The 14,847-nt window shown below is 71.5% G+C and carries 20 protein-coding genes; 13 read left to right on the top strand and 7 right to left on the bottom strand.

Translation table 11 applies throughout. From position 1 onward, the window contains the following. Positions 1-15: 15 nt before the first annotated feature. Positions 16-2,388, top strand: a complete 2,373-nt coding sequence (locus ACFY0K_RS33695) for a DEAD/DEAH box helicase (protein WP_390642989.1) — start codon at positions 16-18, stop codon at positions 2,386-2,388. A 77-nt stretch (positions 2,389-2,465) separates the two neighbouring features. On the opposite strand, the gene ACFY0K_RS33690 is transcribed toward ACFY0K_RS33695, so the two are convergent. The 6 genes from ACFY0K_RS33690 to ACFY0K_RS33665 form a co-directional block, all read right to left on the bottom strand. Next, a complete protein-coding gene (locus ACFY0K_RS33690) occupies positions 2,466-2,849 on the bottom strand; it encodes an Rv3654c family TadE-like protein (RefSeq protein WP_390643068.1) in 384 nt (127 codons plus the stop codon). A 23-nt stretch (positions 2,850-2,872) separates the two neighbouring features. Continuing rightward, complete coding sequence (locus ACFY0K_RS33685) at positions 2,873-3,187, bottom strand: TadE family type IV pilus minor pilin (RefSeq protein ID WP_390642988.1); 315 nt, start codon at positions 3,185-3,187, stop codon at positions 2,873-2,875. Between the two features lie 28 nt (positions 3,188-3,215). After that, positions 3,216-3,404, bottom strand: a complete 189-nt coding sequence (locus ACFY0K_RS33680; protein WP_093500124.1) for a DUF4244 domain-containing protein — start codon at positions 3,402-3,404, stop codon at positions 3,216-3,218. Between the two features lie 76 nt (positions 3,405-3,480). After that, positions 3,481-4,269 carry a type II secretion system F family protein gene (locus ACFY0K_RS33675; protein WP_390642987.1) on the bottom strand — a complete coding sequence of 263 codons (789 nt, stop codon included), beginning with the start codon at positions 4,267-4,269 and terminating at the stop codon, positions 3,481-3,483. After that, positions 4,266-5,126: a type II secretion system F family protein gene (locus tag ACFY0K_RS33670; RefSeq protein WP_390642986.1), complete on the bottom strand. Its 861-nt coding sequence runs from the start codon at positions 5,124-5,126 to the stop codon at positions 4,266-4,268. The genes ACFY0K_RS33675 and ACFY0K_RS33670 overlap by 4 nt, the downstream gene beginning before the upstream one ends. 88 nt (positions 5,127-5,214) lie before the next feature. Further along, a complete protein-coding gene (locus ACFY0K_RS33665) occupies positions 5,215-5,598 on the bottom strand; it encodes an ATPase, T2SS/T4P/T4SS family (RefSeq protein WP_390642985.1) in 384 nt (127 codons plus the stop codon). On the opposite strand from ACFY0K_RS33665, the gene ACFY0K_RS33660 reads away from it, so the two are divergent. The 10 genes from ACFY0K_RS33660 to ACFY0K_RS33615 all read left to right on the top strand — a co-directional run bounded on the left by ACFY0K_RS33660 (position 5,597) and on the right by ACFY0K_RS33615 (position 13,305). After that, complete coding sequence (locus tag ACFY0K_RS33660; protein ID WP_390642984.1) at positions 5,597-7,135, top strand: recombinase family protein; 1,539 nt, start codon at positions 5,597-5,599, stop codon at positions 7,133-7,135. The two genes, ACFY0K_RS33665 and ACFY0K_RS33660, sit on opposite strands and share 2 nt — an antisense overlap. A 331-nt stretch (positions 7,136-7,466) precedes the next feature. Next, positions 7,467-7,670: a hypothetical protein gene (locus tag ACFY0K_RS33655; RefSeq protein ID WP_390642983.1), complete on the top strand. Its 204-nt coding sequence runs from the start codon at positions 7,467-7,469 to the stop codon at positions 7,668-7,670. Between the two features lie 39 nt (positions 7,671-7,709). Then, positions 7,710-8,135 (top strand): hypothetical protein, encoded by a 426-nt coding sequence (locus tag ACFY0K_RS33650; protein ID WP_390642982.1) that lies wholly within the window; start codon positions 7,710-7,712, stop codon positions 8,133-8,135. Continuing rightward, positions 8,132-9,583 carry a phage/plasmid primase, P4 family gene (locus ACFY0K_RS33645; protein WP_390642981.1) on the top strand — a complete coding sequence of 484 codons (1,452 nt, stop codon included), beginning with the start codon at positions 8,132-8,134 and terminating at the stop codon, positions 9,581-9,583. The genes ACFY0K_RS33650 and ACFY0K_RS33645 overlap by 4 nt, the downstream gene beginning before the upstream one ends. Before the next feature lie 435 nt (positions 9,584-10,018). Further along, the gene (locus ACFY0K_RS33640) at positions 10,019-10,288 is read left to right on the top strand and encodes a hypothetical protein (RefSeq protein WP_390642980.1); all 270 of its coding nucleotides are present in this window, start codon (positions 10,019-10,021) and stop codon (positions 10,286-10,288) included. Between the two features lie 32 nt (positions 10,289-10,320). Next, positions 10,321-10,464: a hypothetical protein gene (locus ACFY0K_RS33635; RefSeq protein ID WP_390642979.1), complete on the top strand. Its 144-nt coding sequence runs from the start codon at positions 10,321-10,323 to the stop codon at positions 10,462-10,464. Between the two features lie 33 nt (positions 10,465-10,497). Beyond that, positions 10,498-11,250, top strand: coding sequence for a hypothetical protein (locus tag ACFY0K_RS33630; protein ID WP_390642978.1), 753 nt, complete (start codon positions 10,498-10,500; stop codon positions 11,248-11,250). A 69-nt stretch (positions 11,251-11,319) separates the two neighbouring features. Next, entirely contained in the window at positions 11,320-11,478 is a 159-nt protein-coding gene (locus ACFY0K_RS33625) for a hypothetical protein (protein WP_390642977.1), read from the top strand. Positions 11,479-12,221: 743 nt separating this feature from the next. Beyond that, positions 12,222-12,686: a hypothetical protein gene (locus ACFY0K_RS33620; protein ID WP_390642976.1), complete on the top strand. Its 465-nt coding sequence runs from the start codon at positions 12,222-12,224 to the stop codon at positions 12,684-12,686. Beyond that, positions 12,679-13,305: a hypothetical protein gene (locus ACFY0K_RS33615; protein WP_390642975.1), complete on the top strand. Its 627-nt coding sequence runs from the start codon at positions 12,679-12,681 to the stop codon at positions 13,303-13,305. The genes ACFY0K_RS33620 and ACFY0K_RS33615 overlap by 8 nt, the downstream gene beginning before the upstream one ends. 5 nt (positions 13,306-13,310) lie before the next feature. On the opposite strand, the gene ACFY0K_RS33610 is transcribed toward ACFY0K_RS33615, so the two are convergent. Beyond that, a complete protein-coding gene (locus ACFY0K_RS33610) occupies positions 13,311-13,553 on the bottom strand; it encodes a GntR family transcriptional regulator (RefSeq protein ID WP_390642974.1) in 243 nt (80 codons plus the stop codon). Positions 13,554-13,708: 155 nt separating this feature from the next. Between ACFY0K_RS33610 and ACFY0K_RS33605 the strand changes: the two genes are divergently transcribed. Beyond that, the gene (locus tag ACFY0K_RS33605; RefSeq protein WP_390642973.1) at positions 13,709-14,050 is read left to right on the top strand and encodes a hypothetical protein; all 342 of its coding nucleotides are present in this window, start codon (positions 13,709-13,711) and stop codon (positions 14,048-14,050) included. Between the two features lie 150 nt (positions 14,051-14,200). Next, on the top strand, positions 14,201-14,728 hold the full coding sequence (locus tag ACFY0K_RS33600; protein ID WP_390642972.1) for a hypothetical protein: 528 nt from the start codon (positions 14,201-14,203) through the stop codon (positions 14,726-14,728). The last annotated feature ends 119 nt before the right edge of the window (positions 14,729-14,847 follow it).

Here is a 14,847-nt window from a genome sequence, read left to right as displayed (position 1 = left end):
ACACACTCGGTCCCGATGGCCATAAATCACCGATCCGATCGAACGCCGGTTCCGGCCGTGTCCGGGTTCTCTCCGGGCATGGTCCTGGACCGGCTCGCCTCCGGGCCGAGCCGGGCTTCGCGCATCACTCATACGGAGCACTTGCCCCCGCGTGCGGGTCGGCATGCCGTCTGGCCTGACCGGATTCGTTCGGAGGTCGTCGCGGCCGTACAGGCGTGCGGCATCGAGCATCCCTGGGAGCACCAGGCGCTGGCCGCCGAGCACGCCCTGGACGGCGACTCGGTGGTGGTCGCCACCGGCACCGCCTCCGGCAAGTCCCTGGCCTACCTGGTACCGGTCCTGTCCACCCTGCTGGACGGCTCCGAGGCGGCGAGCGGCCGTGGCGCCACCGCCCTCTACCTGGCGCCCACCAAGGCGCTGGCGGCCGACCAGTGCCGCGCCGTGAAGGAACTTTCACAACCGCTGGGGAACGCGGTGCGCGCCGCGGTGTACGACGGCGACACCCCCTACGAGGAACGGGAGTGGATCCGCCAGTACGCCAACTACGTGCTCACCAACCCCGACATGCTGCACCGCGGGATCCTGCCCGGGCACGCCCGCTGGTCCTCCTTCCTGAAGTCGCTGAAGTACGTCGTCGTCGACGAGTGCCACACCTACCGGGGCGTGTTCGGCTCGCACGTCGCCCAGGTGCTGCGCCGGCTGCGCCGCCTGTGCGCCCGCTACGGCGCCTCCCCGGTCTTCCTGCTGGCCTCCGCGACCGCCGCCGAGCCGGCCGTGGCCGCCGGCCGCCTCACCGGCCTGCCGGTCGTGGAGATCGCCGACGACGCCTCCCCGCGCGGCGAGCTGGTCTTCGCCCTGTGGGAGCCGCCGCTGACCGAGCTGCACGGCGAGAAGGGCGCTCCCGTGCGCCGTACCGCGACCGCCGAGACCGCCGACCTGCTGACCGACCTCGCCGTGCAGGGCGTCCGCTCGGTCGCCTTCGTGCGCTCCAGACGCGGCGCGGAGCTGATCTCCGTCATCGCCCAGGAACGGCTGGCCGAGGTGGACCGTTCCCTCGCCCGGCGTGTCGCGGCCTATCGCGGCGGCTACCTCCCCGAGGAGCGGCGCGCCCTGGAACGCGCGCTGCACTCCGGGGAACTCCTCGGACTTGCCGCCACGACGGCCCTGGAGCTGGGTGTGGACGTCTCCGGGCTGGACGCCGTACTGATCGCCGGGTACCCCGGTACGAGGGCCTCTGTGTGGCAGCAGGCGGGTCGCGCGGGCCGTACCGGGCAGGGCGCCCTCGCCGTCCTGGTCGCCCGCGACGATCCGCTGGACACCTTCCTCGTCCATCATCCCGAGGCCCTGTTCGACCAACCGGTGGAATCGACCGTCCTCGACCCCGAGAACCCCTACGTGCTCGCCCCGCACCTGTGCGCCGCCGCGGCCGAGCTCCCGCTCACCGAGGACGACCTCGACCTCTTCGGCCCCGCCTGCAAGGAGCTGCTGCCGCAGCTGGAGGCCGCGAAGCTGCTGCGCCGCCGGACGAAGGCCTGGCACTGGACCCGCCGCGAGCGGGCCGCCGAGCTGACCGACATCCGCGGCGAGGGCGGCCGCCCGGTGCAGGTCGTCGAGGCGGGCACCGGACGCCTGCTCGGCACGGTGGACGCGAGCGCCGCCCACTCCACGGTCCACGAGGGCGCGGTCCACCTGCACCAGGGCCGTACCTACCTCGTGCGCTCCCTCGACCTGGAGGACTCGGTGGCCCTGGTCGAGCAGGCCGAGCCGCCGTACTCCACAGTCGCCCGCGACACCACGGCCATCTCCGTCCTGGAGACCGACACCGAGATCCCCTGGGGCGACGGCCGCCTCTGCTACGGCTCCGTCGAGGTCACCAACCAGGTGGTCTCCTTCCTGCGCCGCCGGCTCATCACCGGCGAAGTGCTGGGCGAGACGAAACTCGACCTCCCTCCGCGTACGCTGCGCACCCGCGCCGTGTGGTGGACCGTCACCGAGGACCAGCTCGACGAGGCCAGGATCCACCCGGAGATCCTCGGCGGCGCCCTGCACGCCGCCGAACACGCCTCCATCGGCCTGCTCCCGCTCTTCGCGACCTGCGACCGCTGGGACATCGGTGGCGTGTCGATCCCGCTGCACCCCGACACGCTCCTGCCGACCGTCTTCGTCTACGACGGCCACCCCGGCGGCGCCGGCTTCGCGGAGCGTGCCTTCCACACCGCCCGCACCTGGCTGACGGCCACCCGGGAGGCGATCGCCGCGTGCGAGTGCGACGCCGGGTGCCCGTCCTGCATCCAGTCCCCCAAGTGCGGGAACGGGAACGAGCCGTTGCACAAGCGGGGGGCGGTGCGGCTCCTCACGGTGCTGTTGAGGGGGGCGCCGAGGGGGTAGTCGTCGGCCGCGGGTCGGTGGGGGCTGGTCGCGCAGTTCCCCGCGCCCCTTTCCGGCGCGTCGTCAGGGGCTCGTTGTCAGGGGCTCGTTGCGGCAGGGCCCGCTCTGGCCCGGACCTCTGCCGTGAACGGCCCGCCGCCCGAGGCCGCCGAGACGTCCGAGACGTCACCGACGATCACGCACCGGGTCAGCCGCGTGTCCTGAGCCAGTGCCACACGGTCCGCCAGGGCGCAGGCGGCTGACGCGCCCTCGGCCCAGTGGTCCGCCGCGGCGAGGGCGGCCATGTCGGCGCCCCCGGCGGCGCGATGCCGGACCACAACGGCCTGCCCGAGGCCGAGCACCACCCCGAACACCACGCACAGCACGGCAATCGCCCCGACGCTCCAGACTGTGGCGGACCCCCGGTCAGCCGCCCCGTAGGGGCGCGGGGAACTGCGCGACCAGCCCTCACCGGCCCGCAGCCGAACGACCACCGCACGCCCCCTCACGGCCCCTCCGCGAGTGCCACCGCCGACTCCCGCACCTCGAACGGCAACGCGCCCAGCACCGGCGGTCTCGCCGCCACCGTCACCCGCACCACGTCACCCTCCCGGCCCACCGTCACCGTCGCCCCGTCCGGCGCCGCTGCCTTCGTCACCGCGATCACCGCGTCCTCGGCGTCCTGCCGCGCGGCGGCCCGCGCCCCGGTGCGGGCGGCGTCCACGCACCGGATCTGGGCGGCCACCACGAGCAGCCCCCACACCAGCGCCATCGTGAACGCCACCAGCACCGGCAGCACCACGGCCGCCTCCGCGGTCACGAACCCCCGGTCCGCCCCGCGCCTCCGCTCACATCCGCGCACTGAGGGCTCGTTTCACAATGGCCTGGAGCTCCGCGCTGACCTGACCGCTCGTCACGACGGCGTAGAGGACCGCCGCGAACCCGACGGCCGCGATGATCCCCATCGCGTACTCGGAGGTGACCATCCCGGCGTCCCGGCGCACCAGCTTCCACATCTTCCAGTACATCTCACGCATTTCGACTCCCTTTGACTCGCTCGGATCTGATGGATCTGACTTCAGTTCGGGTCCGCGACCCGGTTGCCGTGCCCCCTCATCCACCACCCCCTCGCAGCACCCCGCCCGCCAGTCCGATCACCACGGGGAGTACGCCCACCGCGATGAACGCGGGCAGAAAGCAGAGCCCCACCGGCGCCGAGATCAGCACGGCCGCCCGTCGTGCCCGCGCGGTGGCGCTCCTCGCCCACTCGGCGCGGGCGTCCGAGGCGAGCCGGGCGACGGGCGCGGCAGCCGGCATGCCTGACTCGTCCGCGCGTTCCAGCAGCCGGGCCAGGGCGGCGGCGCCGGGCAGTCCGGCCAACCGCCGCCAGGCGGACGCCGGTTCGCCGCCCAGCCGCACCTCGGCCGCGCCTCGCGCCAGCCCCTCCCCGACCGGTCCGCCGAGTGCCTCTCCGACGGCCTGGGCGGCGAGCACCGGACCGGCCCCGGCGGCGATGCAGGCCGCCAGGAGGTCGGCGGCGAGCGGGAGTTGGCGCGCGGCCTCGGCAGCCTCCGCCTCGGCCGTCCGGTCCCCGTCGCCGGCCCGGCGCCGCCACCGCCACAGCCCCGCCGCGACGCCCAGCCCCAGCAGCGCCCCGGCGACCCCGCCGAGCAGCACCCAGCCGCCGCACACCACCCCGACGACCGGCAGCCACCCGCGGACGGCACCGCCGACGGCGGAGTGCCTCTCCGCCTGCTCCAGCCTTTCCAGGCCGAGCAGTTCGGCCACCTTGCGCCGGGCCCAGCGCCTGCGCCTGGCCCGCTCCAGCCGCCAGGCAGACCAGCCCAGGGCCGCCAGCACCCCGACCGTCACCCCCAGCCTGTGGACAACGTCCGCGGTCACGCCGCCTCAGCTCCCCGCACGATCCGGGTCGCCCACCACATCCCGGCGCCCTCGAACACCGCGCCGACTGCCAGGCAGCCCAGGCCCGCCCCGGTGTGCAGCAGCACCCGCAGCGGGTCGGCGCCCATGGCCGAGCCGAGCAGGAGGCCGAGAGCGGGCAGCGCGGCGAGCATCACCGCGGTGGCCCGGGCGCCCGACAACTGGGCGCGCAGATCGGCACGTTGGTCGCGTTCGGCCCGCAAAGCGGCGTCCAGGCGGTCGAGGCCGGCCGCGAGTCCGGCCCCCTGGTCGACCGCCACCCGCCAGCAGGCCGCGAGCCCCAGCAGGCCGTCGGCGCCGGGCTGCCGTGCCGCCATCGCCAGCGCCGCCGGTACGTCCCCGCCGAAGCGCGCCGCCGCCACCACCGCCGGCCGGGCCTCACCGAGCCCGCCGGAGTCCCGTGCGGCCCGCAACAGCGCCTCACCCGGCTGCCGTCCCGCGCGCACCTCACCGGCGAGCGCCCCGCACAGCGCGATCACCGCGTCGGCGCGCGTCTGCCGGGTCCGTCGCGCCTGGCGCGCCAGCCGCACCCGGCGCAGCGCCGGCACCCCGGCCGCCCCTGCGAGCACCGGCAGGACCGAGGCGGCGAGGAACGCCAGGGCCACGCCTACGGCCAGGGCCCACCACTCACCCCGCCAACGGCCGCGCAACTGCCGGAGTTCCCCGACCGCCCGTTCCCAGGAGGGCGGCCCGGTGGTCACCACCCCGCCGCCGGCGAGCAGCAGCCGCGTCCGCCGTACCTCACGGTGCCGCTCGGCCAGCAGCCAGGCCATGACCCCACCGCACACCACGGCCGCACCGAACGTCGTCTCACCCATCACACACACCTCTTTCGGCTCATGGATCGCTCTCACCTCACGGATCGCGTTCGGCTCATCAATCGCTGACGTCACTTCAGGCCGGCGCTCACGGCTCACCCACGTCACTCCGCAGCAGCCCGCGCAACCGCTCCCACCCCTGCTCCCGCGCGAACGCCGCCGCGTTCCAGCGCAGCGCCGGTACCGTCCGCACCAGCCCGGAGGCGTCCCGCTCCAGGACGTGCACCTCGGCGATCCGCCGTCGGCCCGCGCGGTCCCGCACCAGGTGCAGGACCACCGACAGCGCGGCGGCGAGCTGGCTGTGCAGGGCGGCCCGGTCGAGCCCGGCGGCCGTGCCGAGGGCCTCCAGGCGGGCCGGCACGTCCGCGGCCGCGTTGGCGTGCACGGTGCCGCACCCTCCCGCGTGCCTCGCAAACCGTGCACGGGCGAGTGGCCCCGTTTCACCACTCTTACGAGAGAAGGGGCCACCCATGCCAACCGTCGTGATCTACGACCGCCTATCCCGCCTGTTCGCCGACGAGGCACCCGACCACCGCATAGCCGAGTGCCGCCGGTACGCCGAGCAGCGCGGGTGGACCGTCGTCCACGTCGCGACCGACCACAACATCTCCGGCGCGACCCGGCTCGAAGACCGCTCGGGTATGCGTGAGGTGCTGGCCTGGCTCCCCCGGGCCGACTTCGTCATCGCCGCCAAGCTCGACCGGTACGCCAGGTCGGTCCTGGAGTTCCAGCGGCTCCTGAAGGCCGCCGAAGCCACCAGCACCACCGTCGTCACGGCGGACGGCGTGCTCGCCCCGGAGACGTCCCGGCTGATCGTGAACGTCCTCGCCTCGTTCGCCGAGTACGAGCGGGACATGATCAAGGCGCGCATCACCGCGTCGAAGGAGCACCACCGCTCCAAGGGCAACCACCTCGGCGGGCTCCCGCCGTACGGCTACACAGTCGTCGGCCCGGTCAACGCCAAGCGGTGGGAGGTCGACGAGTCCGCCGCCGCCATCATCCGCGAGTGCGCCCGGCGACTGGTGCACGACGGCGAGCCCATCGCTTCCCTCGCCCGCGACCTGAACAAGCGCGGCATCCTCCCGCCCGCCGACCACGCCCGCGAGCGTGCCGGTCGAAAGCTCCGAGGCACCCGCTGGCACACGACGACGCTCCGCGACGTGCTGTACACGCCTGCCGTACGCGGGTGGCTCGTCCAAGCCACACCCGGTACCAAGCGCGGCGCGCTGACCAATCAGCCCGTGCTCGACGCCGACGGCAGCCCGGTGTCCGCCGGTCCGGCGATCCTCGACGCCGATACACACGCGGCCGTCCGCGCGGCGCTAGACGAGAAGGCCAAGGGTCGCGGCACCGACCGATCCGGGAAGTCCGTCCTGCTCCACATCGCTCGCTGCTCCGAGTGCGACGGCCCGCTGTACAAGCAGCGTCGGAACGTCAAGGGCGTCGACTACTCGCCTTACGTCTGCAGGAACGGCGTCGGCAAGCGCGGCATCCACCGGCCCAACGTCATCACCGCGCATTACCTCGAAGCCCTCGTCACTGAGGATTACCTCCGGCGCTTCGGCGGCTTCGCCCGCATGCGCTGGGCCGAGCCCGACGGGTCGGCCGTGCTTCAGCTCGCCGAAGTGACGACGTCCATCGAACGGCTCGCCGGGAACCTGTCGGCACTCGACCCGAACGGCGCAGCGGCGCGGGTGGCCATCGGTCAGCTCACGGCGCTGGAGAAGCGGCAGGCCGAGCTCCAGGCCGAGGCCCAGCACGCTGTCGGCCGGTGGGTGGACGCGGGCGGGACGGTCGCGGAGGAGTGGGCGAAGCGCGACGACGAAGGCCGCCGGGCGCTGCTGGCCGACCTCGGGACGCGGGTGGTGATCCGTCCGGCGACCCCGGGCGCACCGAAGCGGTTCGACCCGTCGCGGGTGACGGTCAACTTCGACGGCCCGGCGTGGCTGCGTGGCCTCGACCCGGCGGAGGCGGAGGTGGCCGCACTGCACGTCGACCTGGCGGACTGACGGCACCACTGACGGCCGACAGGCGGCGTCTCGGGCGATGACCCCGGGGCGCCGCCCTCGTGCGTTCCTGGGGCCGTGAGCACCGTGGCGCACTTCTCATGTGAGGGGGAAGTGCAGTCGAGGTTGAGCACCGTGGCCCACTTCTCATGTGAGGGGGCTCGACCCTTCGGCGTTGCTCGGGATGACGGTGTACCCGCCGAGGACGCGTTGGGTTGAACTCCGTCTCCTTTCTGGTGACCGAGGCGGGTCTCAAGGGCTTCGGCGCGTTCGCGTGCCGGAGCCCTTCCGCTTTTGGTCTCGCTTTGCAACTCCGACTGCCGGAAGGAATCCGATGGCACCGTCTGAAATCGAAAGCCGGTTCAATCACCTGGCTCGACAGCGCCGGGAGCACCGAGCGCGGCTGCGCGAAATCGACGAAGAGCTGAGGGCGATCATGCCCGACGTTCGCGAAATCGCCGGATGGACGCTGGAGGCAATCCAGCCCGTCGCTGAGCTGTCCATGCCCACGATCCGCAAGTGGTCTCGCCGCATCTGAATGCCCGTCCGCCTCGGGCACAACTTCAAGGAGCACTACATGCCTGACACATTCCACCCGCGCATAGCCGCGCACCGCGTTCCGTACACCGAGCCCAACGGCCGGACCACGTATGAACTCGTCATCGAGTGCCCGTACTGCGACCGCCAGCACACGCACGGGGAGCCGTACGGCTTCCGTGTCCCGCACTGCGATACGTCGGCGCGGACGCTGCCGGAGCACCTGAAGCTCGAAGACGTGACCGGCCTCCCGCAGTACGAGCTGTGCAGCCCGGCGGACATCGCCGACGAACAGGCCGACCGCGTCACGGCCAAGCTGCTCGTCCTGCGGAACGTCCGCGACCGGCTGCGTCGTGAGGTCGCCGTGGAGCCGTACAGCGCCCGTGCGCGCCGCACCCACGCCGCCAAGGTCAGCCGGCTCGGCGAGATCACCAAGGTCCTGACTGCCGCCGGGGTCGCTGGATGAGCACGCCCCAGACCTTCACCCTCGAACAGCTGCAGGACATCTTCTCTCAGCTCACCGGCTCGACTCCGACCGAAGACGTCGGGATGCACGCCGACGACGACCTGGCCGAGTACGCCTGGAAGAACGCCTTCGGCGGGAATGTCGTGTTCAACCGAGCCCTTGGCTGGCGGTACTACCGGCCCGGCGACGCCGTGTGGACCGTCGACCCGCGCGGCGACAAGGTCGCATCCGAAGTCCAGTCGATGATGCGGGACCTGCGGAGCAACGAGAAGGACCAGCGCCGGTCGCAGATCCTCGGCTCAAAGACCAAGCGAGACGCGGTCGTTGCGATGCTCGCAGGGCTGCCGGAGGTCGCGACCACCGAGACGCACGGGTGGGATGAGCACCCGGACCTGGTCGCCGCACCGAACGGCGTCATCGAGCTCCGCACCGGCGAGCTGCTGCCCGGTGATCCGGCGCTGCGGTTGACGAAGGCGGTACGGGTCCCGTACGACGCCGACGCCGAGTGCCCGCGCTGGGAGCGGTTCATCTCCGAGGTGTTCGCGCACGACCCCGAGCTGCCCGGCTACGTCCAGCGGCTGCTGGGGTACGGGCTGACCGGCCACGTCAAGGAGCAGTGCTTCGCGGTGCTGTTCGGCCCGTCGGGCGCTAACGGAAAGTCCACGCTGCTGACGGCTCTCCGCAACATCGCCGGACCGCACGCGGCGACGGTCCCGTTCGACATGTTCACCAAGACCGGCAAGGGCCGGTCCGGACCGGACGCGGAACTGCTGCTCGGCGCGCGGCTCGCACTGGCGTCGGAGACCAACCGAACCGCCGAGCTGGACACCGCCGCGATCAAGAACGCCACCGGCGGCGAGGAGATCAACGTCAACCCGAAGTACCGCGACCCGTTCGCGTTCAAGCCGGAGGCGCTGATCCTGCTCGCGACGAACTACAAGCCGGTCGTCCGCGACATGGACGGCGGCACGTGGCGCCGGATCAAGGTGCTGCCATTCCTCCAGCGCTTCGAAGGCGACAACAAGGACCCGCACCTGGAGGACACGCTCCGCGAGGAGTACCCCGGCATCTTGGCGTGGCTCGTGCGCGGTGCGGCAGCGTGGTACGCCGACGGGCTGAACGAGCCCGCGTCCGTGACCGAAGCCATCGCCGAATACCGCGAGGAGTCCGACCCCGTCGCCGAGTTCATCGCCGACGTCATCACGGTGGACCCGGTAGCGACGACGCGGACTTCAATGATTTGGGCCGCGTACATGCAGTGGGCCGAGGACGAAGGCAAGCACGCCACGTTCAAGGACTCGGGAACGCTGGTGCGGGCTCTGACGGAACGCCTCGGCGACGCGGTAACGCCGGTGAATGAGCGACGATACGACGGCGATCGCGGCGACCAGCTCGGCAAAAAGGGTCGCGGTCTGCGCGGCGTGCGAGTGGCTGCCCGCGCGGCCTGACGCCGGGGTGGAACAGGTGGAACACGCTTGGAACACGTCCGCCGGAGGTGGTGTTCCACGATTTTCCTTTGCAGGACTTGGGTTCTCTGGTCCTTGGAACACCTGGAACACCTCGAAGACAAAACTATTGGATCTATCCAGTAGCGCTTAGGAAAAGTCTTTCAGCGGGTGGTGTTCCCGTTCCACCTGTTCCACCGCCGCTCCACCGCCCGCGTAATCCCCTCCCCGCCTCGAAGAAGGGACCCGCCCATGCCCACGATGACCCGCGCCGACCTGATCGCCATGTGCCGCTGGATCGCTGGCTCGTCGCTCCTGCTGTACGTCGCCCTCGTGCTGCTGACCGTCTGACGCACGCCGACAACCGAATACGCCCAACCACCCCGGGGGCGTGCTGCTGACCGCGCAGCGCGCCCCTTCGCCATGCCTGGAGCCCCCGTGAACCCGAAGCACCTGCGTCCCGGCGACGAGCTGCACGCCGCCCGGCTCGCTGACGTCCTGCCCGATGTCATCGACTCCCGCCCAAGCGAAGCCGAGAACGTCGTCCGCGTCCTGTGGGCTGTGAATACCGAGCTCAGCCGCCGCCAGCTGGCGACCGTTCCCCTCGGCGCGATGGTCCGCATCCTTCGCGCTGCTGGATGGACGGTGCGCAAGACCGTCCACGACGGCCGACGAGGCACGTACGTCCTCGGCCTCGCGCTGGCCTGACCCCGTCTACACGCACCCCCAAAGGAAGCCACATGTCTGACGCTGACCTCGCCGCTGATGTCGACCGCCTCGACCAGCAGCTCACCCGCGAAGACCTGGACGGCATGACGCCGGAAGAGATCCTCCGCGCCAAGGCCGAAGGCCGACTCGACGGGCTGCTCGGCCGCCTCCGCTGACCCCGTTTACACGCACCCCGAAGGAGACCCCGCATGTCCGAGATCTACGCCGACACGACCGGCGTCCCGCCCCGTCAGTTCCTCCCCAAAACTCTGCACAAGCTCCTCGACGCCCGCGAGGCCGCGCACGAGAAGTTCGTCGACTATGAGGACCAGCACGTCGACGTCATCCACGACGGCTGGGAAGCCCGTGCCATCGCGAAGGACGAGGCCGCCGGTGCTGCCGCCGTGGCTGCCGGTCGTGACCCGCTCGACGAGCCGTCCCACCTGGAGGACGCCCAGCGGCAGCGCCCACGCATCCTCGGCGCCCTGAAGGCCCTCGCCGCTGAGGTCCGGCGCACCGACGCCGCCCTGGCTTCCGCTGTCCGCCGCGAACTGCCCGCGATCGAGGCCGCCATCGAAGCGCGCGTGTCCGCTGCCGCGTCGGCGTACATCGACGCTCAGCGGGCCGCTGACGAGGCCCGGCAGTCCTACGGCGCTGCCCTGCAGCTGCGCGCCTGGGTCGTCGACTGGTCGCGACTGGGACTGCGGACGGACTACCAGGAACTGCCCGCCGCTACGCCGGTCACCTTCGACGGTCACGAGGCCGTCGACATCTATGACCGTCCGATTGCTCGTGGCGCTGCCGAGGTGGTCGCCATCGATGAGAGCTACGGCCGCGTCGTCGCGGAGCCGAAGCGGGTCATCCGGTCGAAGACGAACGGCCAGGAGATCGAGATCGACGCGACCCACGCCGCCGCACTCGTCGACAAGGGCCAGGCCGAATACGCCGACGACGTTGCGTAGCCCACGAGCCGGCTCGGGGCGGTGGCCGATCGCTGCCGCCCCCGTCGGCGCCCAACCCAAGGAGTACACATGACCGACCCGTCACCCCTCGACTACCCGCCGCCCGGCATCACGCAGCGGGAGTGGGCCGACATGTCCACGAGCGAGCGGGCCGCCGCGCTGTACAACGGCGAGCCGAGGAGCTGGGAGCACGACGACGACGTACAGCGCTTCCGGGATGGCCAGTAGTGCGCGTCCGTGTCGGCACGTTCCATCAACTGGACTACCAAGGCACCATCTATCGCGCCGGTGACGAGTTCGACATCCCCGACGAGGCTGCTGCGGGCTTCCTCGCTACCGGAATGGTGATCCCCGTCGACGGCGACTGGCGCGGTGTGGTGCCTGGTGTTGTACCGCAGCCACCCAAGCCCGAACCCAAGCCCCGGAAGACCACGGGCCGCACCCGCGCCGAGTGCCCGTGTGAGCCAGGCCCGAGGCCCAAGGGTGCGCGTGCATCGCTGCAGGTGTGCCCGGTGGATGGGTGCCCGTGTCGCACATGGCGGGGTAAGTGCCGGGCGCACGCTCGGTACAGGTCTACCGGGGTGAGGTACCGCGATAGCCACAACGACGGCAGCTCGACTGACCAGGCGCGCTGGCTGCGTGCCAGCCGTTCTTACCTCCGCGAGCACCCGTGGTGTGAAGACTCAAGCCACCAGCCCGCGATCGCCGCGCCGCCCGCGAAGGTCGTCGACCACATCGACGGGCTCGGTATCCAGGGCCCACGGGGCTTCGACGAGACCAACTGGCAGGCGCTGTGCGCTCCGTGTCATGGCCGCAAGACGGCTCGTGAGTCTTTCGGTCACTGAGGGCTACCCCTACCTGGGCTAGGCCTCTTGATCGACCGGGGGCTCAACGCGCGGGGGAGGGGTTTCGGAGGCGCGCCCAGTTCTAAAAACCCGATCGCTCACCACACGTAACAGAAGGAGTGCCCCATGGTCAGAGGAGGCCCGCGAACCCGCTCCGGTCCAACGCCGTCGAGCACCGGCCGGTCGCACAAGGCGAAGGCCGATGCCCAGGGGTGGCTCACCCTCCCCGCCGACGGCCGCACCGGCGAGCCGCCGACGTTCCCGCTCATCGACCCCTCCGACCGTGAGTCGGAGCTGTGGTCGACGTTGTGGGATCTCCCACAGGGCGTCGGGTGGGAAGCCGGTCACCTGGAGTTCGAGGTCGCGTCGTACGTCCGCGTCCTGGCTCGTGCCGAGCTCCCCAACTCGCACTCGACGCTCTGGGCACAGGTCAAGCAGATCGGCGAGTCGTTGGGTCTCACGGCTTCAGGCATGGCCCGGAACCGATGGGTGATCGGCAACGCTGAGACCGACGACAGGCCGACCACCGCTGCGCGAGAGGCCCGTGTGGCTTCCCTGACCGAACGGCTCAAGGCGGTTGACCTTGGCTGACACCACCCGCATGCGGCGTGATTACCTCGGCGCCGCCGCCCTGCTCGCCGCGCTCGTCGGCACCGCATCCGCCGAGTACGGACTCGCACTCGCCGTCGGCTTCGGCCCGTGGCTCGCTGCTTGCGTCCCGGCGGCGCTAGACATCTACGCCCTCCGCGCATTCGCCAGCAAGCGCGACGTACCCGCCGTCGTCGTTGCGCTCATCGCCGTGAATGCGGTCGCGCACCTGATCGCATCCGGGCTGCTTCCGGTATCCGTGCCGGTGGTCGTGGCGGTGTCGGCGATCGCCCCGCTGGTCTTGTGGAGGGTCCACGCCCTCACAACCCACAGCGGCCCCGAGGACGCGTCAGCGGCCGACGTGCCGACCACGACACCGGCCCCGGTCCCTGCGTCCGTTCAGCGGCCAGCAGTGCCCGTACCCGTACCGGCCGACCCGCAGCCGGCTCGCCCCGCTCCCGCGCATCCCGCGAATGCGCCGGACGACGCCGACGAGCTGCTGCCCGCTGCGCAAGCACTCGCCGACCGGATCGGCCGCACTCCCCCGCTGCGCATGCTGCAAGCCGAACTCGCCGTCGGGCAGCGTCGCGCGCAGCGCATCCAAGCCGCACTCGCCGCGTAGGGCGTTTACACGCCGTCGGCAGCCGGGTCGCTGCTCGGGGGCTCCGCGACGTACGTCCCCTTCGCGGGCAGCGTCACGACGAGGCCCCGCTCGCGCAGGTCACGCACCGCCCGCCGCACCGTCCCGGCGCTCACGCTGTACACGTCGGCAAGCTCCCGCTCGTTCTCCAGCCGTCCGCCGGGCGGGATCTCCCCGGACGTGATCCGACGCTCAATCTCGCGCGCCACACGTGCCCACTCGTACTCCATGTGCCCAGGGTCCGCGCTCTGTGTGCACGCCGCGCGTTCGCTAGCACACTGTGCGGGCTGTGCACAGTGTGCACAGTGCCCTAGGCTGTATCGAGCAAGGACCCCGGCGACGGCGGCAACCGTCCCGGGGGGTGGCCGACTGACAAGGAGTCGACATGAGCGAGCGTATCCCGCCGCGTCTGCTGGGCACCGACCCGCTAACGGGCAAGAACGTGTTCGTGATCACCCAGCCGGGCTCCCCGCTGGACCGGGTCGCCGACACCGCCGACGTCGAAGCTGCCGCCGCGCTTCACGCGGTCGTGACGACGATCCTCGAAGCGGGCGAGGCGATCGGCGACGCCGAACGGGCTGTGTTCCTGGAGCCGGTGACGACGGCACTCGGCAAGGTGATCGCTGTCGCCGCGAAGCTCATCGACAACGGCCCGAGCGATGGACCCCTGGACAGTGCCGCCGCCCGCGCATTGAGCGAAGCCCTCCTGGGCACGAACCGCATCTGACCACTCCCCGAAACGCCCCGTAGCCCTTACCGGCTGCGGGGCCTTTCTGCGTTTCCGCAGGTCACAGCCTTGAGATCGCTGGGAGCAGCGTCTGATCATCGACCTCGGCACCGCAACAGAGCGGAGCCGATCGACTGCGGAGGGGAACCGATGAACACGAACCACCAGCACCGCACGATGGGCAAGGGCGCGGCTGTGCACGTCGTCCTGGCATCCGGATGGACCGCTTGTGGCAAGCAGGGCGTGTACGGGGAGCCGGTCGCCACCGGTGCCACGTGCGGAAATTGCGCACGCCGCGCACCTGAGCTCACGGCGCCGATCGCTCCCGCGCCGGTCCCGGCTGCGAAGCCGAAGGCCAAGCGGAAGGCGAAGAAGGGCCGCAAGCCCCGCGTCACGAAGGCGGCGGGTACGACGAAGCTGTTCGCCTCCGACAAGAACGCCGACGCCGCCTCGATCCCCGGCGCTCGCTGGGCGGCGGTCGTCCGTTCTACCGGTGCGCTCACGGCATCCGTGAACTGCGCGGAGTACGGCCTGATCGACGCCGCCGACAAGTGGATGGCGCTCTGCGTGACCCACGACGAGCACTACTTCCACCCGACCCACCGCGACGCGTGGGAGGCCCGGCGTCGCCCGCAGGACTGGTGCGGCGGTTGCGCGGCGGTCGTCGCTGACCGCTGACCGGCCGCTGAACGGCCGAAGCAATGCCCTCGGGTACATCCCGGGGGCGTTCGCCGTTTACACGCCCAGTCGGCCGTCCTGGCGTTCGGCCCAGCACCCGCGCCCTTCTCTTGTACGGT

Origin of the sequence: Streptomyces sp. NPDC001507, assembly GCF_042894765.1 — a bacterium.
Classification (GTDB): Bacteria; Actinomycetota; Actinomycetes; order Streptomycetales; family Streptomycetaceae; genus Streptomyces.
Note: the sequence above shows the minus strand (reverse complement) of the source record. Positions and strands in the feature narration are given on the sequence as shown.

Bases quoted from the DNA above. Each gene is read 5' to 3' on its own strand.
- ACFY0K_RS33695 (WP_390642989.1), top strand. From the start codon at position 16: ATGGCCATAAATCACCGATCCGATCGAACGCCGGTTCCGGCCGTGTCC.
- ACFY0K_RS33680 (WP_093500124.1), bottom strand. From the start codon at position 3,404: ATGCGTGAGATGTACTGGAAGATGTGGAAGCTGGTGCGCCGGGACGCC.
- ACFY0K_RS33670 (WP_390642986.1), bottom strand. From the start codon at position 5,126: ATGGGTGAGACGACGTTCGGTGCGGCCGTGGTGTGCGGTGGGGTCATG.
- ACFY0K_RS33660 (WP_390642984.1), top strand. From the start codon at position 5,597: ATGCCAACCGTCGTGATCTACGACCGCCTATCCCGCCTGTTCGCCGAC.
- ACFY0K_RS33665 (WP_390642985.1), bottom strand. From the start codon at position 5,598: ATGGGTGGCCCCTTCTCTCGTAAGAGTGGTGAAACGGGGCCACTCGCC.
- ACFY0K_RS33655 (WP_390642983.1), top strand. From the start codon at position 7,467: ATGGCACCGTCTGAAATCGAAAGCCGGTTCAATCACCTGGCTCGACAG.
- ACFY0K_RS33650 (WP_390642982.1), top strand. From the start codon at position 7,710: ATGCCTGACACATTCCACCCGCGCATAGCCGCGCACCGCGTTCCGTAC.
- ACFY0K_RS33645 (WP_390642981.1), top strand. From the start codon at position 8,132: ATGAGCACGCCCCAGACCTTCACCCTCGAACAGCTGCAGGACATCTTC.
- ACFY0K_RS33635 (WP_390642979.1), top strand. From the start codon at position 10,321: ATGTCTGACGCTGACCTCGCCGCTGATGTCGACCGCCTCGACCAGCAG.
- ACFY0K_RS33630 (WP_390642978.1), top strand. From the start codon at position 10,498: ATGTCCGAGATCTACGCCGACACGACCGGCGTCCCGCCCCGTCAGTTC.
- ACFY0K_RS33625 (WP_390642977.1), top strand. From the start codon at position 11,320: ATGACCGACCCGTCACCCCTCGACTACCCGCCGCCCGGCATCACGCAG.
- ACFY0K_RS33620 (WP_390642976.1), top strand. From the start codon at position 12,222: ATGGTCAGAGGAGGCCCGCGAACCCGCTCCGGTCCAACGCCGTCGAGC.
- ACFY0K_RS33610 (WP_390642974.1), bottom strand. From the start codon at position 13,553: ATGGAGTACGAGTGGGCACGTGTGGCGCGCGAGATTGAGCGTCGGATC.
- ACFY0K_RS33605 (WP_390642973.1), top strand. From the start codon at position 13,709: ATGAGCGAGCGTATCCCGCCGCGTCTGCTGGGCACCGACCCGCTAACG.
- ACFY0K_RS33600 (WP_390642972.1), top strand. From the start codon at position 14,201: ATGAACACGAACCACCAGCACCGCACGATGGGCAAGGGCGCGGCTGTG.